The 22,683-nt window shown below is 36.7% G+C and carries 17 protein-coding genes and 1 pseudogene; 13 read left to right on the top strand and 5 right to left on the bottom strand.

Features of this window, described 5'->3' with window-relative positions; all coding sequences use genetic code 11:
- The first annotated feature begins 246 nt into the window (after window positions 1–246).
- The 11 genes and pseudogenes from OQ292_RS21145 to OQ292_RS21195 all read left to right on the top strand — a co-directional run bounded on the left by OQ292_RS21145 (window position 247) and on the right by OQ292_RS21195 (window position 16,574).
- Window positions 247–1,455, top strand: coding sequence for a carboxypeptidase-like regulatory domain-containing protein (locus OQ292_RS21145; protein WP_284686424.1), 1,209 nt, complete (start codon window positions 247–249; stop codon window positions 1,453–1,455).
- Entirely contained in the window at window positions 1,430–3,628 is a 2,199-nt protein-coding gene (locus OQ292_RS21150) for a SusC/RagA family TonB-linked outer membrane protein (RefSeq protein ID WP_284686425.1), read from the top strand. The genes OQ292_RS21145 and OQ292_RS21150 overlap by 26 nt, the downstream gene beginning before the upstream one ends.
- 12 nt (window positions 3,629–3,640) lie before the next feature.
- Window positions 3,641–4,006 carry a RagB/SusD family nutrient uptake outer membrane protein gene (locus OQ292_RS21155; RefSeq protein WP_284686426.1) on the top strand — a complete coding sequence of 122 codons (366 nt, stop codon included), beginning with the start codon at window positions 3,641–3,643 and terminating at the stop codon, window positions 4,004–4,006.
- Between the two features lie 15 nt (window positions 4,007–4,021).
- Window positions 4,022–4,279: pseudogene (locus OQ292_RS21160) on the top strand (RagB/SusD family nutrient uptake outer membrane protein); the annotation flags it as partial.
- Entirely contained in the window at window positions 4,265–5,338 is a 1,074-nt protein-coding gene (locus OQ292_RS21165) for a RagB/SusD family nutrient uptake outer membrane protein (protein ID WP_284686505.1), read from the top strand. The pseudogene OQ292_RS21160 and the gene OQ292_RS21165, both read left to right, overlap by 15 nt.
- A 67-nt stretch (window positions 5,339–5,405) precedes the next feature.
- Window positions 5,406–7,916, top strand: coding sequence for a glycoside hydrolase family 95 protein (locus tag OQ292_RS21170; protein WP_284686427.1), 2,511 nt, complete (start codon window positions 5,406–5,408; stop codon window positions 7,914–7,916).
- Between the two features lie 60 nt (window positions 7,917–7,976).
- Window positions 7,977–8,669 (top strand): FG-GAP repeat domain-containing protein, encoded by a 693-nt coding sequence (locus tag OQ292_RS21175; protein ID WP_284686428.1) that lies wholly within the window; start codon window positions 7,977–7,979, stop codon window positions 8,667–8,669.
- A 27-nt stretch (window positions 8,670–8,696) separates the two neighbouring features.
- Window positions 8,697–11,576 (top strand): VCBS repeat-containing protein, encoded by a 2,880-nt coding sequence (locus tag OQ292_RS21180; RefSeq protein ID WP_284686429.1) that lies wholly within the window; start codon window positions 8,697–8,699, stop codon window positions 11,574–11,576.
- Window positions 11,577–11,651: 75 nt separating this feature from the next.
- Window positions 11,652–12,617: an aldo/keto reductase gene (locus OQ292_RS21185; RefSeq protein WP_284686430.1), complete on the top strand. Its 966-nt coding sequence runs from the start codon at window positions 11,652–11,654 to the stop codon at window positions 12,615–12,617.
- Window positions 12,614–13,633, top strand: coding sequence for a zinc-binding alcohol dehydrogenase family protein (locus OQ292_RS21190; RefSeq protein ID WP_284686431.1), 1,020 nt, complete (start codon window positions 12,614–12,616; stop codon window positions 13,631–13,633). Before OQ292_RS21185 ends, OQ292_RS21190 begins: the two co-directional genes overlap by 4 nt.
- 292 nt (window positions 13,634–13,925) lie before the next feature.
- Complete coding sequence (locus OQ292_RS21195) at window positions 13,926–16,574, top strand: carbohydrate binding domain-containing protein (protein ID WP_284686432.1); 2,649 nt, start codon at window positions 13,926–13,928, stop codon at window positions 16,572–16,574.
- A 66-nt stretch (window positions 16,575–16,640) separates the two neighbouring features.
- Here OQ292_RS21195 and OQ292_RS21200 read toward each other — a convergent pair whose 3' ends face one another.
- The gene (locus tag OQ292_RS21200) at window positions 16,641–17,186 is read right to left on the bottom strand and encodes a hypothetical protein (protein ID WP_284686433.1); all 546 of its coding nucleotides are present in this window, start codon (window positions 17,184–17,186) and stop codon (window positions 16,641–16,643) included.
- A 40-nt stretch (window positions 17,187–17,226) separates the two neighbouring features.
- Window positions 17,227–17,577 (bottom strand): winged helix-turn-helix transcriptional regulator, encoded by a 351-nt coding sequence (locus OQ292_RS21205; RefSeq protein ID WP_284686434.1) that lies wholly within the window; start codon window positions 17,575–17,577, stop codon window positions 17,227–17,229.
- Window positions 17,578–17,689: 112 nt separating this feature from the next.
- On the opposite strand from OQ292_RS21205, the gene OQ292_RS21210 reads away from it, so the two are divergent.
- Window positions 17,690–18,322, top strand: a complete 633-nt coding sequence (locus OQ292_RS21210) for a nitroreductase family protein (protein WP_284686435.1) — start codon at window positions 17,690–17,692, stop codon at window positions 18,320–18,322.
- 56 nt (window positions 18,323–18,378) lie between these two features.
- On the opposite strand, the gene OQ292_RS21215 is transcribed toward OQ292_RS21210, so the two are convergent.
- From OQ292_RS21215 to OQ292_RS21225, 3 genes are all read right to left on the bottom strand, one after another.
- On the bottom strand, window positions 18,379–19,011 hold the full coding sequence (locus OQ292_RS21215) for a GyrI-like domain-containing protein (RefSeq protein WP_348970640.1): 633 nt from the start codon (window positions 19,009–19,011) through the stop codon (window positions 18,379–18,381).
- Window positions 19,012–19,156: 145 nt separating this feature from the next.
- Entirely contained in the window at window positions 19,157–20,545 is a 1,389-nt protein-coding gene (locus tag OQ292_RS21220; protein ID WP_284686436.1) for a PhoPQ-activated pathogenicity-related family protein, read from the bottom strand.
- Between the two features lie 195 nt (window positions 20,546–20,740).
- Window positions 20,741–21,802, bottom strand: a complete 1,062-nt coding sequence (locus OQ292_RS21225; protein ID WP_284686507.1) for a hypothetical protein — start codon at window positions 21,800–21,802, stop codon at window positions 20,741–20,743.
- A 240-nt stretch (window positions 21,803–22,042) separates the two neighbouring features.
- On the opposite strand from OQ292_RS21225, the gene OQ292_RS21230 reads away from it, so the two are divergent.
- The gene (locus OQ292_RS21230; protein ID WP_284686437.1) at window positions 22,043–22,678 is read left to right on the top strand and encodes a hypothetical protein; all 636 of its coding nucleotides are present in this window, start codon (window positions 22,043–22,045) and stop codon (window positions 22,676–22,678) included.
- Window positions 22,679–22,683: the final 5 nt, after the last annotated feature.

The raw sequence follows: 22,683 nt of genomic DNA on the forward strand, positions 1-22,683 counted from the left end.
TATTCTCTATTGAGAAGCAAATGATAATTTGAAATTTAATTTATGTGAAGATGAAAAATGACTTTTACACATTCGACAGTACTTAATTTCCTCATATTTTAATTCAACCTCAAACATCATTTACAATAGTAAAATGGGTTGAATGCATATTGTAAAACATCCTTATTGCCCGGGCAAGTTTTGGCGAACGGAGACCAGGCGAATAAGGACATGATTGACTATTTTCTAATCAATACAATTAAAAATATGAAATTGAAATTAATACACCAAGTTTTATACATGTCTAAATTAGCATTGTTTGGACTTTTACTTCAGTCATTACTTTATTCTGTGCTTACTGCCAAAGACAGTTACGGACAGAAGAGTATCAATGATGTTTATTTGGAAGTAAATGTGAAAAATGCTTCTATAAAGGAGGTGCTGAACCAAATAGAAGCAAAGACAGACTTTATATTTGTTTACGAGGCGGGTAATATAAAAAGGCTGGATAATGTTTTTAGCTTCAACTATAATAGTGAGTCGCTCGGAAACATTCTCAGAAAGGTTTCTAAAGACACAGGCTTGTCTTTTAAGAGAGTGAATAATACCATTTCGCTAAGTATTTTAGAAAGTAAACATCCTGTAGTAGAAGAAAAAGTAATTGAAGAAATCACCCAGATAAAAGTTTCGGGTGTAGTAACTTCTAAAGAAGATGGCGAACCACTGCCGGGAGTAAGTATAATTATAAAAGGAACTACCACAGGTTCTACAACTGATCTTGATGGTAATTACTCTCTAAATGCCACTAGCGGCGATATTTTGCAGTTTAGCTATATCGGTTTTCTCACCCAAGAAGTGGAAATAAATAACCAAAGTCAGATAAATGTTACGCTCGAAGCCGATCTGGAAGAGCTAGAAGAAGTAGTGGTAATTGGTTACGGTGAGCAGAAAAAAGAAACATTAACTGGTTCAGTAGTGAGTACTTCTGGTGAAGTTCTTCAAAGAAGCCCAGTGCCCAACATCAGTAACTCTTTACAAGGTAGATTACCGGGTGTAATTGCCACTAACCAAACTGGTGAACCGGGTAGAGATGATGCACAAATTCTTATTCGTGGTAGAAGTACTTTTGGAAATACTCAGCCATTACTGGTTGTTGATGGTGTAATTAGACCAACTGATGGTTTAGGTAGAATTGATCCTCAAAACATAGAAAGTATTACTGTTCTAAAAGATGCATCTGCTGCAATTTATGGTGCGAGAGCAGCGAATGGTGTTATTCTAATTAAAACTAAAAGAGGAGTAATTAGCGATAAACCACAGTTCAATTTTAGTTTTAATCAAGGTTTTAGCCAGCCAACCAGAATTTTGGATGTGTTAGATGCTGCTACTTACGCAGAAGTAAGAAACGAAGCTGAGTTAAGAAATGGAGCAACTACCGCTCTTTATACAGATGAAGATATTCAGAAATGGTTCTAGTCCGCTTACTCATCCTAATACCGATTGGGTAGATGAGACTTTAAAATCTTGGTCGCTACAGAATAAGATGAATTTGTCTGTAAATGGAGGTAGTAAAAATGTGCAGTATTTTATTGCGATTGGTGCTCAAAACCAAGATGGTCACTTCAAAAACAACCCAACTAATTACAAACAGTTTAACCTAAGATCTAATATTGATGCGAATATTACTGATAACTTTAAAGTCTCTTTGAACTTAGCTGGTAGGCTAGAGAAAAGGAATTATCCATCAACTGGTACTTGGGTAAACTTTGTGAATATTCTTTCTGCTGAGCCAACATTGCATACCCGCTATCCAAACGGATTAATTGCTCCGGGTAGATTTACTGAAAATCCATTGTTGCGCGATCAGGTAGGTTACTTAAGACAAGAAAGTATCCCAATACAAACTTCTTTGTTTATAGATTATAAAGTACCGTTTGTGAAAGGCTTATCTTTTGTAGGTTCTTATAGCTTCGATTTTACAAATGGTTTTGATAAAAAATTCGAGAAACCATATTTCTACTGGCAGTACGATCCAGCAACTGAGGAGTATAACTATTTGCAATCTAATGTAATCTCTAGCCCAACTGTTACTGATGCATTCAGCAGAATGTTTGTAAACACTTATAACATCAGAGCGAACTACAAAAGAGATTTTGGAAAACATAACATCAATTTGATGCTTGGTGCAGAAAGAGCACAAACAAAAGGAAATAGTGCCTCAGCATTTAGAAAAAACTTTCCGACAACCTCATTGCCAGACATCAATTTTGGTAGCTCAGACCCTGCTGACCAAAGTACATCTGGTTCTTCTTATCTTACAAGAAGAGACAACTATTTCGGTAGAGCCACTTACAACTTTAGCGAAAAATATCTGGCTGAATTCTTATTTAGATACGACGGTTCACCAGTTTTTCCAGAAGATAATCGTTACGGATTCTTCCCGGGAGTTTCTGTGGGTTGGGTAGCTTCAGAAGAGCCATTTTTACAAAGTGCAACAGCTATAGACTTTTTGAAAATTAGAGCTTCTTATGGTCAATTAGGTAATGACAATATCGATGAATCTTATGCTTATTTAAGTGCTTATTCAATCGGTACAGCTTACAACTTTGGGGGAACCGATGTATTAGGTTTGTATCCGGTAGTATTGCCGAACCCAACGTATACTTGGGAGGTTTTGAGAACTACCAACGTTGGTTTCGAAGCTTCTTTGTGGAATGATCTATTAGGAATCGAACTAGATGTATTTAAGCAAAACAGAACGAACATTCTGGCACAAAGGCAATTGAGTATTTCTAGCACTTATGGTTTCCCTGGCTTACCTCCAGAAAACATTGGTGAAGTAGAAAACCACGGCTTTGAGCTAGTGCTAACTCACTTCAACAGAATAAATAAGTTAAATTATAAGATACGTGGTAATGTGTCTTTCGCCAGAAATAAATATGTATTCTTTGATGAAGTACCAGCCGGAGAAGATTACCAAAACCAAACTGGTAACCCAATTGGTGCTGTGCTCATCTGGCCAACAGACGGCATTTATTCAACTCAAGAAGAGATTGATGCTACTCCTCACTTAGACAATGCAAAACCGGGTGATTTAAAATATGTAGATAAAAACGGTGATGGGTTGATCAACAGTAACGATCAATATAGAACGAATTTATCTAATACACCAGAGGTAGTTTTTGGTATGGATATGAATTTCAACTACAAAAACTTTGACCTCAGCCTTTTCTTCCAAGGTCAGGCAAGAGCATTGTATTTTCCGGGTATAACTAGTTTGGGTGGTGCTAGCAACAGTGCAGTTATCAGAGCTCAAGACAGATGGACAGTAGATAACATCGATGGAACCATGCCGGCTTCAGGTGGAAACTTTGCTCAGTTCAGCGAATTCAATTTGTACAGTGCCTCTTTTGTAAGGTTAAAAAACGTGGAGATTGGTTACACCTTACCAAATGTAGTTGCCCAAAAATTGAAGTTGAGCAATTTACGCGTGTATCTCAACGCATTTAACGTCTTCACTTTGAGTGAGATAGACTTTATGGATCCGGAAGGTAGGGCAGATGGTAGTGATCCGAATTCTAGCAGAACAGATGCGAATTACTATCCTCAGTTGAGAGTGTTTAATGCCGGTGTTAATGTTTCATTCTAAATCTCGAATATTATGCATAAAAATATAATTTGGATATCACTATTTATTTTAGCCTTATTCAGTTGTGAAAAAGACTATCTGGATATCACTCCATCAGATAGAATTGTATCTGAGCAAGTTTGGGGAGATGCAAATTTGGTTGAATTGTATGTAAATCAATTGTATCAGGGAGTTCCTCACGGTTTCGAAAGACACTTGTGGTCTAAATACTGCGACGAAGCATATGGTGACAATACTTGGTTATTAGGAACTTGGAATGCAGATAATATCTCAGGTTTCGGGCAAAGTAGTAACTGGATAGATTATTACGAGAGAGGCTACCAATACATCAGGCAATCGAACATCTTTTTACAAGAGATTGAAAACTCTGTTGTTTAAGCAGACAGACAAGAAGAGTTAACGGCGCAAGTGCGCTTTATTAGAGCTTTTGTGTATGCTAATTTGCTTTGGAGATACGGTGGAGTTCCGATCGTAGATGAAGTTTATGAATTAGGAGACGAAGTACAGTTTGCCAGAAATTCTTACGATGAAGTGCTCAATTACATCATTACAGAGCTAGATGCTTCTATGAACAGCTTACCAGATCAATATGCACCAAACGATGGTGATTTTGGTAGAGCTACCAAGCATGCTGCAATGGCATTAAAATCAAGATTGTATCTGTATGCTGCGAGTGAGTTAGAAAACCCAGAAGGTGATGTAAGCAAATGGCAAAAAGCGGCTGATGCTGCGAAAGCAATCATTGACTTAGGTGCATATGCACTAGAACCAGAATACGAGAATACATTTTTAGATGAAAACAACGAGCAGATTTATGTGCGTACTTTTAGCCAAACCAATGGTCATTTAGTTACTTTCTTGAATACCAATCACACTTATGGTGGTTGGGGAGGTTGGGGAGGCAGAAATGCTCCTTCTCAAAATTTGATTGAAGATTACGAAACTGCCGATGGTGAGTTAATCTTAAATGCAGATGGCACAATTAACGAAGCTTCTGGTTACGATCCGCAAAACCCATATGTAAATAGAGACCCAAGATTCTATCAATCTGTAATTTATCAAGGCGATATTTTTAGACCAGATGCACGTGGAGCTGCAAGTCCAGAGTACGATGTGTCCCAAGAAGCAACTGGTTTAGATGGCAATGGCGATCCAATTCTAACAGGTATTACTGGTATCGATTGCTACAAAGTAAATGGCGATAATTCAAGGACATCTTATAGTCTTAAAAAATTTATAGATAAAAACTTGATCATCAGTAGGTCAAATGGTGGTTATCCTCAGCCTTGGATATTCTTTAGATTGGGCGAAACTTATTTGAACTATGCAGAAGCCATGTATGAATTGGGTGATGAAAGTGCAGCCAAACAATATGTGAATTTGATAAGGCAAAGAGCTGGCATGCCAGACTTAGACGAAAGTTTAACAGGAGAAGCATTAAGAGATAGAATTAGGCATGAAAGACGAATCGAATTAGTGTTTGAAGGCCATCGCTTTTTCGATATAAGAAGATGGAAAATTGCACCAGAAGTTGAATCGGAAGACATACGAGGAGTAGATATTTTCAGGATGCCAGATAACTCACTTTACTATGTAGAAAAAGTGCTTATTGAACGACCAGAATGGCAAGATAAATTCTATTACATACCAATTCCACGCTCTGAGATAAACAAAAATACCGGAGTAAATCAAAGTCCGGGTTGGGAGTAAAGAATCAGGAAGTTTTGTAAATTAAGGGAGGATTAACTTCCTCCTTTTTTAGGATAAATTTAAACAAATGTTACGCTTATTTTCACACGGTATGAGATATACTTTATCAGTTTTATTACTATCAATTTTTTTAATCAGCTGTTTAGATAATCGACAAACGACAACAGAAGAAAAAGACTACAAGTTATGGTACGATGAACCTGCAAGCAACTGGAATGAAGCGCTTCCAATTGGTAATGGTCGATTAGGTGCTATGGTTTTTGGTGGCACAGAAAAAGACCAAATTCAACTCAACGAAGAAACTGTTTGGGCAGGCGAACCGGGAAACAATGTTTTGCCAGCTTTAAAAGATAAACTGTCTGAAATTAGAAAATTGATATTTGCAGGGAAGCACAAAGAACCGCACGAATTGGCTATGGAAGCATTGCCAAGGTATGCAGCAGAAGATAATAATTATGGGATGCCTTATCAGACTGTGGGAAACCTTTTCCTTGAATTTCCGGGGCACAATTCAGTAGAAAACTACTACCGCGATTTAAATATTTCTGATGCGGTGGCGTCGGTTTCATACGAGTTAGATGGAGTGAATTATAAAAGGGAAATAATATCTTCTTTTACAGATAATGTGATTATGATCAAACTTTCTGCTAATGCTGCAGGAAGCATCAATTTAAACCTTGGTTTCGATAGTCCGCAAGAGAACCACACAGTAAAATCAGAAAATGGTATTTTAAAGCTTTCAGGAGTATCAGGTGATTTTGATAGTAAGAAAGGTAAAGTAGAATTTGTAACCATTTGCAAACCAGTGTTGGATGGTGGTGAATTGAGTAAGATTAAGAACGGTTTGAGTATCAAGTCGGCTAATTCAGTAATGCTATATATTTCAGTAGGAACCAATTTTAAAAATTATAAAGATGTTTCTGGTGATGCATTAGCTACTGCTAATCAATATTTAGATAAAGCAATTAACAATTCTTTCGATTCAGCACTGAGCAAGCATACAGCTTTTTACAAAAATCTATTCGATAGAGTAAGTCTTGATCTTGGAGAAACAGATTCTCTTAAAAAAACTACTGATGTTAGAATTGAAGAATTTGCAACTGCCAACGATCCGCAATTCATTTCACTTTATTTTCAATTCGGTAGATATTTGTTGATTTCAAGCTCGCAACCGGGAGGTCAACCAGCGAACTTACAAGGAATCTGGAATGACATGATCGCCCCACCTTGGGATAGCAAATACACAGTTAACATCAATACTGAGATGAATTATTGGCCGGCAGAGGTAACTAACTTACCTGAGATGCATGAGCCACTTTTCGATATGCTCAAAGATTTATCGGTAACTGGCCAGCAAACGGCTACTGAAATGTATGGTGCAGGTGGTTGGAACATGCACCACAACACCGATTTATGGCGAATGACAGGGCCAGTTGATGGCGCATTTTACGGCTTGTGGCCAATGGGTGGCGCATGGTTGAGTCAGCATTTATGGCAACATTATTTATATTCTGGTGATGAGGCATTTTTGCAAGAAGTTTATCCCATTTTAAAAGGAGCAGCACAATTTTATGTAGATGTGCTTCAAGAAGAGCCTGAACATGGTTGGTTGGTAGTTGTACCTTCTATGTCACCAGAAAATTCGCATCACAGTGGCGTTTCTATTACAGCAGGAACTACAATGGATAATCAATTGGTTTTTGATGTGTTTTCTAATTTAATTACTGCTAGCAATGTGCTCAATACTGATACTGATTTTGCAAAGATAGTTGAGCAGAAAAGAGCAAAATTACCTCCGATGCAAATTGGAAAATTGAGCCAGTTGCAAGAATGGATGTACGATTGGGACAGAGAAGACGACAAACACAGACATGTTTCTCATTTATACGGATTATTCCCTTCTAATCAGATTTCGCCTTATTCGCATCCAGAATTATTTCAAGCTTCTAAAAACTCTCTAGTTTACAGAGGAGATGAATCAACTGGTTGGTCAATGGGATGGAAGGTTAACCTTTGGGCACGATTGCTAGATGGCAACAGGGCATTTAAATTAATCGCAGATCAACTGAGTCCTGTACCAATCGGGGAAAGTTCTAGCAAAGGAGGTACTTATCCAAATTTGTTTGATGCGCATCCACCTTTCCAGATCGATGGCAATTATGGCTGTACTTCTGGTATTGCAGAAATGTTGGTACAAAGCCACGATGGCGCAATACAAATACTTCCGGCTGTGCCAGATAGTTGGAAAACTGGAACCGTAAAAGGTTTAAGAGCTAGAGGTGGTTTTGATATAAAAGAACTTACTTGGGAAAACGGTAAAATTAAAACATTAACTATTCAATCTAATTTGGGTGGAAAGCTGCGTTTGAGAGTGCCTCATGAACTACAACCAGAAGGTAGTTTTGAGTTAGCAGTTGCAGAAGGGGATAACCCAAATCCATTCTTTCAAAAAGCAGGAATTAAAGATCCTTTGGTTTCTAATCAAGTGAATTTTAGCAAGTTGGCATTGCCTCAAACTTTACAATTTGATGTAGAAACTGAGAAAGGAAAAACATATTCATTTGGTATGAAAAAATAGCCTAATCAGAACAGAAGGTTGTTTGAGTTGGTCTGCATATTTATTTTAAGCTAGTAAATTATGAAAAGTATTAACTATTTAATAATCAATAGTTTAGTAGTAATGTTATTCATTATTATTGAAAGTTGTACAAAACAAAAAGGAAATACGATAGAATCAACTCAAACACTTTTCAAGTTATTAGATGCTGAGGAAACTGGAATCAGTTTTTCCAACCAACTCAGCCCGAGTTACGACAACAACATCATTGAATTTAACTACTTCTTCAACGGCGGAGGGGTGGCACTTGGCGATGTAAATAACGATGGCAAAACAGATGTTTTCTTAACAGGAAATATGGTGAGCTCGGCTTTGTATCTCAATCAAGGAGATTTAAAATTTGAAGATGTAACAACCAACGTAGGCTTGCAAACAGATAGATGGGCAACTGGTGCAACAATGGTAGACATCAACGAAGATGGATTGCTAGATATCTATGTTTGTTTTTCTGGTTTGGGAACTGATGCTTCTCGAAAAAATAGTTTCTACATCAATCAAGGAATTTCTGAGGATGGTCAGCCAGTATTTAAAGACATGGCAACTGAAACAGGTTTGGCAGACATAGGTTATTCTACGCAAGCCGCTTTTTTCGATTATGACAAAGATGGAGATTTAGATGCTTACATTCTAACGGCTTACCACGATAAATCGAATCCCAATTTTCCTAAAAACAAAGTGAACAATGGTGAATCTCCTAGCACAGATAGACTGTAACGAAATGATGGTTTAGATGAAAATGGCTTGCCAAAATTTACCAATATTTCGAGCTTGGCAGGAATTACTTTTGAAGGTTACGGGCTAGGCATTGCCATTAACGATATCAATGGAGATGGTTGGGAAGATATTTATGTGGCAAACGATTTCATTTACGACGATTTGCTATACATCAACCAAGGCAATGGTTCATTCAAAGAAGAAGCTGCCAATTACCTAAAACATCAAAGCCGCTTTTCTATGGGTTGCGATATAGCCGATGTAAACAATGATAATTTGATGGATATTGTGGTGTTGGACATGCTTCCGGCAGATAATCATCGACAAAAAATGATGAGTACAGCAACCAGCTACGAGAAGTTTAAAATTGAATTAAATCGTGGTTATCAGCCGCAATACAGCCGCAACATCTTCCAATTAAACAAGGGCAAAAATGAGGCAGGTAAAAACGTGTTTAGCGAAGTGGGTTATCAGGCAGGCATATACAAAACAGATTGGAGTTGGTCGCCACTGATTGTCGATTTAGATAATGATGGTTACAGAGATTTGTTTATTACCAATGGTATTCCCAAAGACATTACCAACAACGATTACATTGCTTATAGAGAAAGCCACATCAACCCCAATGCAGATTATGATGTTTTAAAGAAAGATTTCTTGAACTACATCGAGCAATTACCAAATACGGATTTTGCCAATTACTTGTATCGAAATAATGGTTGGGATAGCAGCGAAAGTGCCTTTACTTTCACCGATATGTCAAAGAGTTGGGGATTCGATGTAAAGATTTGCTCAAATGGTGCTGGCTATGCAGACTTAGATAATGATGGCGATTTAGATTTGGTAATCAATAATTTAAATCAGCGAGCTTTTGTCTATGAGAATACAAGCAAAGTTGACAAACAGAAATCTTTAAGAGTTCGCTTACATGGCACTGCTCAAAACCTTGATGGAATTGGAAGTACAATAAGCATTAAATATGGGGATCACATTCAATCGCAACATCAATCATTGGTGAGAGGTTTTCAATCTTCACAAGAACCGATTTTGCATTTTGGTTTGGGCAATGTAGATACAGTAGATCAACTTGAAATAACTTGGCCAGATGGCAATCAGCAAGTTTTGAAAGATATAGCAACTGGGCAGGTTTTAGATATTTATTATAAAAATGCCCAAAGTTCAGAGTTAACTCCATCTACCAACAATTCAAAGCAACTACTTACAGAAATCACTAATAAAATCGGTATCGATTATGCGCATGAAGAGAATGAGTTTGATGAATTTAAAGCTGAGTTTTTATTGCCACATCTTTATTCTAAACAGGGGCCGGGAATTGCAGTAGGAGATATAAACGGTGATGGATTGGAAGATTTTGTGATTGGTGGATCATTAGGTAAAAGTACTCTGGTTTATAAGCAAACATCTAAAGGGAAATTTACAAAAAGTGAAATAACACAAAATGCCAATCGCGAAGATATGGGGCTTTTACTTTTCGATTGTGATAATGACAGCGATTTGGATTTATACATTGTGAGTGGAGGTAGTGAATATCAGGCAAACACACCGCCTTATCAAGATCGGTTGATGCTCAATGATGGCGATGGAAATTTTGAGTTTGAACCAAGAGCATTGCCTAAAATGTTTACCAGTGGATCTTGTGTTACTGCTGCTGATTACGACAAAGATGGAGTCCTCGATCTTTTTGTGGGAGGAAGAATAGAAACTGGTAGATATCCGCTGCCAGTGAGGAGTTATATTTTGAGAAATGAGGGTGGTAAGTTTAGTGATGTAACGCTAGAAGCTTGCAGAGAAATGTTTAGCTTGGGCTTGGTTACTTCTGCCATCTGGACAGATTTTGATAATGATCAAAACATAGATTTAATCGTTGCGGGAGAGTGGATGCCACTTACTTTCTTTAAAAATCAAAATGGTAGATTTATAAATATTACAGAGAATTCTGGTATTCAGCAACATTCTGGTTGGTGGAATAGCTTGGCTGCGGCAGACTTCGACAAAGATGGCGACATAGATTACATTGCAGGAAATCTTGGTCTAAACTCTAATTTTCAAGCTTCGGTAAAAGAGCCAGTGCAAGTGTATGCACACGATTTTGATGACAATGGCAGTCTTGATCCAATTCTAACCAAATACACACAAGGAGTGAGCTATCCGGTTGCTGGCAGAGATGAGCTGATTAGCCAAATGATGATTTACACCAGAAAGAAATTTCCTAGATACGATCAATATGCAGATGTAACGATAAATGAGCTTTTCACAGAGCAAAAGTTGAATGAGGCTTACAAAGCAAAAGCTACTTATTTTAAAAGTGCTTATGTGGAAAATTTGGGAAATGGTCAATTTAAAATGCACGATTTACCTGCTGAAGCTCAAACTGCTCCGGTGTATGGAATTTTAGTAGCCGATATGAACACAGACGGAAATCTGGATATTTTACTCACCGGTAATTCTTATTCTGCGGATTATATGTCTGGTCAGTATGATGCTTCTTATGGGCAATTAATCACTGGTGATGGAAATGGAAAGTTTAAGCCAGCGAGTTTAGCAGAAAGTGGTTTTATGGCTGATGGTGATAGAAAGAGTCTGACTAGCATTCATAGTACAGATGGAAAGCCATTAGTAGTTTCTCTTGCCAACAATGGCAAATTGAAAGCTTTTTCTTATGCACAAGAATCGCTCACATCAATAAATATTCAACCGATTGAAACTCATGCAGAGCTCAATATGCAAGATGGTTCGGTAATAAAAGAAGAGTTTTATTATGGAATCGGTTATCTCTCTCAAGCTTCTCGAATTTTATATGTTCCCAAAGATGTAGTTTCTGTCAAAATTTACGATTCTACTGGTAAAAATAGAATGATTTCTATGTCGAATGATCAAAACATATAAATTTACATTTAGTAAATTATGCCAGAATTTGGCTTAATGTTTTACATTTTTTAATCTAAACAACCTCAAATTATAATGAACAACCAGTTTCAATTACCAAGCTATCAACCTGATATTTACAAAGTTCCATCAATATTTAATAAAGGTAGTAGATTGGTTTTTGGCACATCTGGTATTGGAGGTGTTTGGGGCAAAGTGAATGAAGAAGAAAGCATAGATTGTTTGCTGTATGCATTTGAAAACGGAATTACAACAGTAGACTCAGCGCCATCTTACAGCAGAAGCGAAGAGTTTGTAGGTAAAGCACTCAAAAGATGGAAAGGTGAACTTCCATTTATAAGTACAAAGATCGGCAGATTACCAGCAGAAAAAGCAGATGAATGCTATGTCGATTATTCTACCAAAAGTCTAAAAGATAGTCTCAAGCGAAGTTTGGATAAATTAGGAGTTGAAAAAATAGACTTGCTGTTCCTACACGAACCACATCTGGTTCCAATAGAAGAGATTGACCGGATACTCGATACGCTAAAAAGTTTTGTGGAAGAAGGCTATGTAAGCATGTTGGGTGTGGGAGGGAATCCTACCGAAGAATTTAGACCCTATGTAGTTAAAGAAAATTTTCAGGCAGTTTCTGGTTTCTTGAAAATGGATGCTTGCAATTTATCAGCATTCGAAAAAGATATACCGCAATTCGAAAAAGAAGGGATTGTATACTATGCCGCTTCTGCCTTACATATGGCACTTTTGGGGAACAAGTTTGAAGAATATGTGAAAAATCCTCCCAATACGGAGTGGATTACGATGCAAAATGTAAAAGTGGCTGATGCAGTAAATAAGTTGGCGGCAAAAAATGATATGTCCCTACCAACATTAGCGCAAAGATATTTGTTCTCGATTAAGGAAGCAGGTAGAATTTCTATTGGTGCAAGCAATCTAACACAAATTAAATCGACAGTTGCAGATTGGCAGCAGGGAGCTTTACCCAAAGAACTTTTTGACGAAATTACTCAACTTATCCTTTCAGAATCTAAAAATATATGAACACGCTAAGACTAGAAGAACCGGGCAAATTTGAATATATAAATAGCGAAATAAACCAGCACTTAGAGCCAAATGAGGCTTTGCTTAAAGTACATCGCATTGGCATTTGCGGAACAGATTATCATGCATTTGCAGGTAATCAGCCTTTCTTTTCTTATCCGCGAGTTTTGGGGCATGAGTTAGGGGTAGAAGTGCTTAAAATTGGTTCAGAGGTAGATAATGTAACTGTTGGAGATAAATGTACGGTTGAGCCGTATCAAAATAAAACGCAAGATCAGGCCGTTCGGAATGGTTTTACAAACTGTGGTGAAAACATTTCTGTGTTTGGCGTACACGAAGATGGTGGTATGCGAGATATCATTAAATTATCTGCAAAGTATTTACACAAATCGGATAAACTTAGCTACGATCAATTAGCCTTGGTAGAACCATTGGCAATTGGTTGCCATGCGGTAAATAGAGCGAGAATTACCTCTAACGATTTTGTGTTGGTGGTAGGTGCAGGTCCAATTGGGTTGGCAACTGCCACATTTGCAAAAGCTACCGGTGCTAAAACCGTAATGATGGACATCAATCAAAAGCGATTAGATTTCTGCAAAGAAGTAATGAATGTGGATGGAACTGTAATCGCTGGAAATGACCAAACCGAAGCAAATTTAAGAGCACAGTTTGATGGAGATTTGCCAACTGTTGTTTTAGATGCAACAGGCAATAAACACGCTATGCAAAAAGCTTTAGAGTATTCGGCATCTGCCGGAAGAATCGTTTTTGTTGGACTTTTCCAAGGTGATTTCTCTTTTAACGATCCATATTTTCACAAAAAAGAACTTACCATTATGGGAAGTAGGAATGCCTTACCAAGCGATTTTGAGCAAATCATTAAAATGATTGAAGAAGGCAAAGTAAATACTCAACCTTGGATTACACATAGATGCAACTTTAACGAGCTAACCGATAATTTTGAAACTTGGCTCAAACCTGAGGCAGGTGTGATTAAAGCGGTGGTTTCTATGTAAATAAATTCTTTAAGAAGGATAAGAAGCGGTTAACTTCTTATTCTTCCACTGGTTTTACATCCCAAAAATGTTCTTTCGATTTAGTAAAAACACCGGAATATGTTGTAATGAAAATCTTCCCATTGAATTCTAAATTCATTCTTTTCTTTTTCATGATGTGTTAGTTGTTCGCATTTTCAGCTTTAAAAAAACCGCATACAGTATCTTAGCACTTTGCAAGTAAAGGAATTGTGACTTCTCTCTCTTTACTTTACAGAAAGTTGAATAAACAACAATCAAATCAATCAGAATAATGGAGCAAGTAGGTTATCAGAAGAGTGGGAAAAAGCTATGGTTCGCTTTCATACCCATAACTATCTTATTTTTATCAAGTTTTACAGTGCTAAAAGCGGAGACAATTAAAGTTTTTAGCCGATATAATTATTACTTACCTAATAATGAAATTAGCATTATCGCGATTTTACCAGATGACGCATCAGCCGCAGAGTTTCAACTCAATTTATCTCAAGGAACCAAAACCATAGAAGTTGCTAGCGATATAGAAGGACAAAGGTTATCAGCGACTTTTAAGGCTTCAATTTTATCTATCGGTACTACATCAATACACTTTTCAATAACACAAATCGATAACATTGTACAAGAGGGTGATGTAGATATTGTTTTGCAAGAAGCTAAAGCCAATGCTGTTCAAATAGATAAATTAACAGGTGGACTCATTGCAGATGGTTTACCGTTTTTTCCTTTCGGTTTTTACTGTGTGCCAGTAGGCAATTTACCAGAAAAAGAAGTGGTGCATGGTATGAATTTAATTGCTCCTTATCAGAGCAATTTACCAGACGGTTTGGAAGAGCGTAAAGCTTATATGGACAGGTGCGCAGAGTTAGGTATTAAGGTTCAATATTCTGTAAACTCTTTAATAGGCAGTGGGCATAATGGTTCAAGGGGTTTGGATATGTCTGATGAAGACAAGTTGGCTTTACTCAAAAGTGAGGTAAAGACTTTTCGAGATCATCCTGCTTTGCTTTCTTGGTACATCAATGATGAGCCAGACGGACAGGGTAGACCACCAGAAATCTTAGAAGCAGCTTATAATGTAATTCATGAGCTTGACACTTATCACCCAGTTTCTATAGTTTTTATGATGCCATCACAAGCAGAGGATTTTAAAAATACTATGGATATTGCTATGACAGATCCTTATCCAATTCCCGGGCCGCCAGAGCAAGTTTTAAATAACATCAATGGATATGGTGATGCTTATAAATATGAAAAGTCTGTTTGGTTAGTGCCACAAGCTTTTGGTGGACAAGAAATGTGGAATAGAGAACCGACTGCCAAAGAGTTAAGAGTGATGACTTACATGGGTTTGATCTCTGGTGCTAAAGGTATTCAATACTTTATTAGAGGAGAAGGTAATACTAACCCGCAATCTGTTTCGGCTTGGTCGGAGTGTAGTAATATGGCTGTAGAGACTTCTCAAATGGCGCCTTTTTTATTATCTGCAGATGATGCTCCTAAAGTGAGCGCATCAGATGAGCGTATATTGACCAGAGCATTTAAATACAAAGGCAATTTGCTAGTAATGGCAATTAACGAAGATAATACACCTAAAGAATTTAGTATCAAGGTCGATAATGATGGTGGCAATTATAAAGATGAAGCTGCACTTTGGTTTGAAAACAGATCAGTAGATTTTGATGGAAAACAGATAAATGACATGATTGATGCGCATGGCACAAGAGTGTATTTAATCGATCAAAAAGAAACTAAAAAGAAAAGCCAAATATCTTCTAGAAACTTAATTGTAAACCCAAGTTTCGAAATATTGGCTAGTCCAGGGCAGCCAATTGGCTTTAACAAGACTTATACTAGTTATGAAAAGAAAGACCTTGGCGCTACTACATTTGCAGATTCTAGACAAAGTGTAGAAGGTATGGTAAGTCTTAGAATTATCAACCCTGTAGATAGTGGAGGTAACAAAATTAGATTTTTACCACTGGTTGTAAATAAAGACAATAGTTATGTAGTCACTATTTGGGCAAAGGCAAAAGCACAAGGAGAAATGCCAACTTTTAGGTTATCTATGGGTTTAATGAATGAAATTCATACCTATGAGATATCTACAGAATGGCAAGAGTATTCATTTGTGTTTACAGCACCTTCATCATCAACCAACAACATTTTATCATTAGAATTATTAAGGAAAGGAACTGCTTGGTTCGATCTTCTGCAAATGTCGCCAACGCCTGTAATTCAATATGAGATTTCTGAAGATAAGACGGCAGAGGTGAAGATTGAAGGAGCACCAAACGATGGGCAAATCAGATATGCGATAGACAAAGCGCCAGATGCTAAAAGTAGTTTATATCAAAAACCAATTACGATTAAAAAGGCAAGCACAGTTTACGCTGGCATTTTTGAGGGTTCGAGGCAAGTTGCTGCTTCTAAATTGTTTGTTCCGGTGAACCTTGCTTTGGGTAAGCCAGTTACATTAGCCATTCCTTTTCATGAGAAATATGCTGCTAATGGAAATAATAGCTTAACTGATGGTATAATGGGTTCTACTGCATTTAAAGATGGCAAATGGCTAGGCTTTAGCGGTGAAGACTTGAGTGCTACTATCGATTTGCAAGCGAAAACCAAGGTAAATAAAGTGAGTGGTAGTTTTCTGTGTGACCCCAACAGTGGTATTTTCTTGCCTTCTAAAATCTTGGTTTACACCTCTGTAGATGGGGATAAGTTTGATTTAGTAGGTGAGCAAGAGAATTTAGCGGGTAATGTAAGAGGTGAACCGCAGCTACATCAAATATCAGTTTCACTAAAAGAAAAACCAGTTAGATACATCCGATTAGTGGCAAAAGCTTTCGGGAAAATACCAGAAGGTTATCTGTTTACAGGTTCCACTTCTTGGTTATTTGCAGATGAAATATTAATCGAGTAGAAGTTGATGATTCAAAATATGAGAGAGGCTGTTGTTTAACAATGGCCTTTTTTTCTGTGAAACGTGCTATTCAAACCACTCCGGATTGACTTTTACATTGAAATTCCCATTAGAAAATTCAATTGTATCTGGATTTTTACCACTTGTATTATTTGCATCTCTGTCTGTAATTTTAAAAGATACTTTAAACTCTCCTTTTATCTCGTTTAATCTAGAATCGTAGTTTGTTATTTGAATGTAATTATTAACTGCACTGGTATCTAATTCATAAATTGTATCAATAGCATCGCCATCAATTAATATCATAAAATCAGCATAAGTTAAACCGTTATTGTCATTATTTAAAGCTCTTATATTTTGCTTTTCTAGCGTAACAACAATATTTCTAATTGAAAAAGAAGCTTGTTTCAAAGAGTTTTTATCATAAAAATCAGCTCTTAACATGTATTTTCCAGTCTCAGTGGTGAGCTTATCAAAATAGGCTGGAGTTTCCCAAGTTTGTCCGTTTTTAAGTGCCGTTACTTTTCCTGTGTAAATATTAGGAATTAGGGAACTGTCTTCGCTGCATGCAACAAATAAAAGCATTGTAAAATATAAAACTATGTATTTCATATTTACAGATTTATATGATCAGTGTAACAAAAACAAACAATTACTCAGCGGTTTCAAAAATGCGCTTGCGATGTTCTATGCCCCAATTGGCAATTTCATCTGTAAGTTGTTTTAATGTAGATCCGTATTCTGAAATCTCATATTCAACTGAAATGGGTTGTGTGTCTACTACTTTTCGTGTAATGAGTTGGTTCATCTCCAAATCTTTTAAATCTCTGCTGAGCATTTTTCCAGATATGCCATTTACCTCGTGTAATAATTCTGAATACCTCATTTTACGACTGCATAAACAGGCAATAATCGAAATTTTCCATTTTCCACCGATTATATCCATTACATCGTGTATTGCCAAAATTCTTTTACTACAGGTTTTGTGCTCTAATTTCTTCATTACTTCCTTTAAAGGTTAGCTTGTTACTTTTATGTCACTATTACTTTTTGTCACCAAGTTACTTATTTAAATATACTTTCAATAGTTTTGCGAAAATTTTAAATCGCAATTAATGAGTTTACTAGAAAATTTACAGTGGCGATATGCTACTAAAAAGATGAATGGAAAAAAGGTCCCACAAGAAAAAGTAGATTACATTGTGGAGGCTGCCAGACTTGCTCCATCGTCTTCAGGACTACAACCATTTAAGGTATTTGTAATAACTAACGAAGAGATGTTAGCTAAAATTAAAGAAATCGCTTGGAACCAAAGCCAAGTGGTAGATTGCTCACATCTTTTGGTTTTTGCTGCATGGGATGGGTACAGCGATGAAAGAATCTCTTCAGTATTTAATTTTATGATGGACGAAAGAGGTTTGCCACATAGCCAAATGGATGATTATAAGAAAAACATTTTGAGCTTATATGAGCCGCTTGGTCAAGAATGGCAAGCTAACCACAGTGCGAAGCAAAGTTATATTGCTTTTGCTATGGCGATTGCAGCAGCAGCAGAGGTAAAAGTAGATACAACTCCAATGGAAGGCTTTGTAAACAAAGAATTAGACAAACTGCTCGATCTTGAAAAGCAAGGTTTAAGAAGTACTGTTATTCTTCCACTAGGTTACAGAGACGAAGAAAATGACTGGTTAATTAGCATGAAAAAGGTGAGAACACCAAAAGAAAGCTTTATAACCGAAGTAAAATAATCTGACATACTCTATCTATTAGGCTTGTAATTTCATTTAGAAATTGTAAGCCTTTTTTATACCTTAAACCTCAATATCGTTTTTAGTTTCTCTGCCGGTACTTTTCTAAAATCTGATAAATAGATTTCTCGGTGTATTTTAGATTGTCTTTTGAGGTTTTCTGATTCCGCAAATTTTTCCATGCGTTCAAAGCTAGCTGGTTCGTCGTCATAACTACCGATATGTAGCATTTGTATGCATCTACCTTCAGTAATTTTTTCAAACTTTACTTGCTTCAATAATGGATTTGCTTTTTTCTCAAGAGCAAGTTCAAGCATTTTGTTAAAGTAGTTTGCCTCCACAAAATCTGGCTGCCGAATCATTATTTTAAATACCAAAGTATCTTTATCGAGTGTGCCATTGTAATTTGCTTTGGCTTCATCATTTATATCCCAAACACCTTCTAGTGGGTAAACGGTGTAATCAGAATAACCTACAGGCTTGTTTTCATCCTTCTTCAAGTTCATTTTAATAGTGTATGAAATGGCATACAAAGCGCTGATGTATTCAGAGAAATTCTCATTATTAGGATTGCCTTCACCTTCAATAGTCACAAAATTAAATTCTGGTATTTCAATTACTTCGGGTTTGTTTTTAGGCAAGTAGAAACCTTTTTCTGCTTTACGCCACTCATGTTTTATAGCTGTCATTTTAATTTCGTTTGTTGTTAATACAAAGAAAAGAGGCTTTGTGACAGCCTATTGACATTAATTATTTATTTTTTCATAGGGTTAAATGATTAATAAATCGATGCTACTTTTTTTGATTTAAAGCAGCATCGATTAAAAAACCTAATTAAAATACATGCAGACTATCTGTAACAAACATTCTTGTGCTTTCTACATATTCGTCGCCCAATGGATCTTTGTATTTTAAGTCTAGGTAGAAAGCTTTAAAACCAGATTGAGGATAATCGATTTGGGTTTCGATATCTTTAATATTTTTCAGGTGTAAACTTTCGCTCGACCATTTTTCGTCTCTAAAATCTCTATCTTCAGAAACGGCTGACCATAAAAGCACATCTTGTAAAAGTTCTGGTGTAGCAGTAGCTTTTAGTTGTAATTTGCCATTGTTTTCAACTAAATCCCAAGTGCAAGTCGGGTAAGGTTCATCCATAATGGTTGTGGCAAAGAAAGAACTCAACGCTTGGAAAGCCTGCTTTTTATCTCCCAAACCATGACCCGCATTTGGCACATATTGCAGATAGTTTTTTCCCGGAATACTATCGAGATAATTTTTAATGGCATCGACTGGCCAGTACTCATCATTAGTACCATTAAAAATCATTTTAGGCATGGTAAGTTTATCTTTGTAAGAATAAGGGTCGACCATTTTGGTGATATCACTACCACTTTTAGATTGTACTGTTTGAGGAATTTCCAACTTTACATAGTCTTCAATTTGTACGCTGTATTCTTGCCAAACCTCAATTTGGTACTGTAAACTCACTGGCATATTAAGTACATCAATTACCATTGGAGCAATGGCTTTCACTCTGCTGTCATTCGCACCAGTTAGCCAAGTTGTCCAACCTCTTTTAGAAGCACCCGAAACCACAAATTCGCTGATGTCTTTGCTTAATTCTTTTTTAGAAAACTCTTGTACTGCATCCATGGCTGTAACCGCAGTTTTCACCATTGGGAAAAGCAAAGGCCAAGTAAAGTCACCATCATTTTTAAAGTTATGTAGGGTAAAAGAAATGAGCTGATCTTCTACTAAACCATCGTACAATGGTTGGTTGGGAGTTTGACGGATAATGCTACAAATTGCTTTAGTCTTCTTTGCTGTAAAAGCTAGACTTACAGTTAAATCATCTGAATGAGATTTGTAATTTGGTTCGCCATCTTTAATGCTTCCGCCAGTAATAAATAGCATGGCTTCTTCTTGATTTACTTCTTCTGGTACTAGAATAGTTAATTGATGCGTCCAGATGTGGTCGCGCCAGTTTTGCGAAGTAAGTTTTAAATCGTAAGCTGTGGCAGCTCCTTCAATCGGGTAAGATTCAATTACTTCCCACTTATAGGTGGTGTCTCCATTGTTAAGGTAGCTTTGCAAAGCAGTTTCAGCCGTTACAGGTTGGTATTTCTGTTCTTCAGTTACTTCTTTTTCAGAAGTTTGTGGAGAAGAGCATCTCACGAATGCAGAAACTAGGATAAGAAAAATAAAATAATGTTTTACAGACATTTTAAAATGGTTAAGTATCTCACATTTAGAAACAGGCTTGAGCCAAAGGACTTTTAGCCTAAATTGAAGTCGAATTTTATGAATCCATCTTCAATATGGATACTTATGGAAATAGTAAATAGGCTATCCTCCATCAAAATTAAATCCGAAATAGAGAAGATAGCCTTAGAAAAAGGATTTTAATTGACTAAAATATTATTCTTCAATAGTAGAATTAGAAACATCTATCTGAGTATCGGAATGCATGGAAATTCCCGGATAAACCGGATACCAAGACCCACCATGATTTTGGCTGATGATGGATTGATCAATTTTGATGTTTCCACTGTGATCGTTAGAAACAAAGAATATGGCTGAACCATAAGCATTTACTTCGTTATTTTCGATTTTGGAGCCATAGATTTTAAGCGACATCGTATTGCCATCGTTGTAAATAGCTCCACCGCTTCCACCACCGGGAGTTCCATCTTGTGCAGGATTACCTCCATTTCCAATAGCTTGGTTGTATGAAAATAAGCTGTTGATAATCGTCCATGAAACACCTATACTGCTAATTGCCCCGCCATTTGAACCTACATTACCATAACCTTCAGCACCTCCAAAAGTACTGTTTACTATGTAGATAGGTTTGTCTTGATATTGGTCAAAAGCTCGAATTGCACCACCTCCTAAATCGGGACCTGTACTGGCACAAATATTATTAAAAAATCTACAGTTTACTACTTTTAGTTGTCCGCCTCTGGCCCAAATTGCACCACCACCAGTATATTCTGAATCACTAGTAGAATTACCATTAGCAAAGGTTATATTTTGCACAGTGAGTTTAGGAAATTCTTGATCTTGACAATGTGAAGTGGTCCAGTTTTGATCAGAATCGCAGGTGTTCATATACAAGATTCTGTTTTTGCCAGCACCACTTAGAGTTACTAGTCCACCACCATCGATCACTACTTCATCATTAGCCTCATTAAAAATTTTAGCGGTTTCATCTAAAACAATCGTCACTGGTTCGTTTCCAGAATCAAAAACAATTTTTCCACCTTTGGCAACAGCTGCTATAAAAGCTTCGGCAGTGCAGCTTTCAGGTGTGCCGTTTCCCACAATTTGATCTGGTGTGCTTACATCTTCTGGGGTTCCCTCATTCGGTATTGGGTAATTTCCCTCAGCATAACCAGCGGCTGGTCCATCTTCTGGATTTTCTAAAAGATTTTCAACTTCGTTCACCACTCCTTCTCCATCATCTTTGCAGGCAAACATTAATAAACAGACAGAGCAAAATACAGTTAGATAATATTGGATTCTAGATTTCATATATTGGTAAGTGAATATTAAAAATCATTTAAAGTGTTTATTTACAATCATAATCATCAAAAAATATAAAAATTGTAAATTAGAGTATTCATTGATTTCAATAGTTGTATGTCTTAAATTCATGCCAAATACTTATTAAAACTAGCTATTAAAAGGATTTTTTCAACTTAATAAACTTAGCTAAGCATGTCTTACTTAATTCAGATTCAACTCAAAGAAATATTGATCATAGAAAACGGAACGGTAGAAAAGGTGGAAGGAGTAAACGGTATTTCGTTTTCACTTTTTTATCCAAAATCGGGTGTGCCATCTGTTGAAACATTGCGTACTTTGAGACTGAAAGACCGAGAGCCTATGTCGTTCATTTCCAGACCATTTACAGAGAAACTACTTTTTAAACAAGAGATACAAGGCGACACTTTTTTGCAAGTAAAAATCTCTGCAATTGAGCGAGTAAGTAAGTTTGAGAAAATCTTGAATCGATTATTTGGCACTGCATTAACCACAGTGGTAGGTGCTTTTACAGGTGTAGGTGCGGTATTTACGGCTGTTGCAACTGATTTGACTAGTTCAATTTTCGAATTGACAGAACCTCAAAATAATATTACCGTAATAGCAGAAGGAGAGATGCCTATTACAGAACTTACTCCAGAAGGAGATTTTTTAGTACAACTCTCAGTTCCAGACGATCTTACTATTACACAGACAATTCGAGGTATAACCAAAGAAATTAGATTGAAAAAAGGTTTTACCAATGCCCGAGTAGTTTTTGATCTTAAAAGATTAGACAGAAAACCAACGCAGGCAGACCTTATCGCTTAAACAAA

This window comes from Chondrinema litorale (assembly GCF_026250525.1).
Classification (GTDB): Bacteria; Bacteroidota; Bacteroidia; order Cytophagales; family Flammeovirgaceae; genus Chondrinema; species Chondrinema litorale.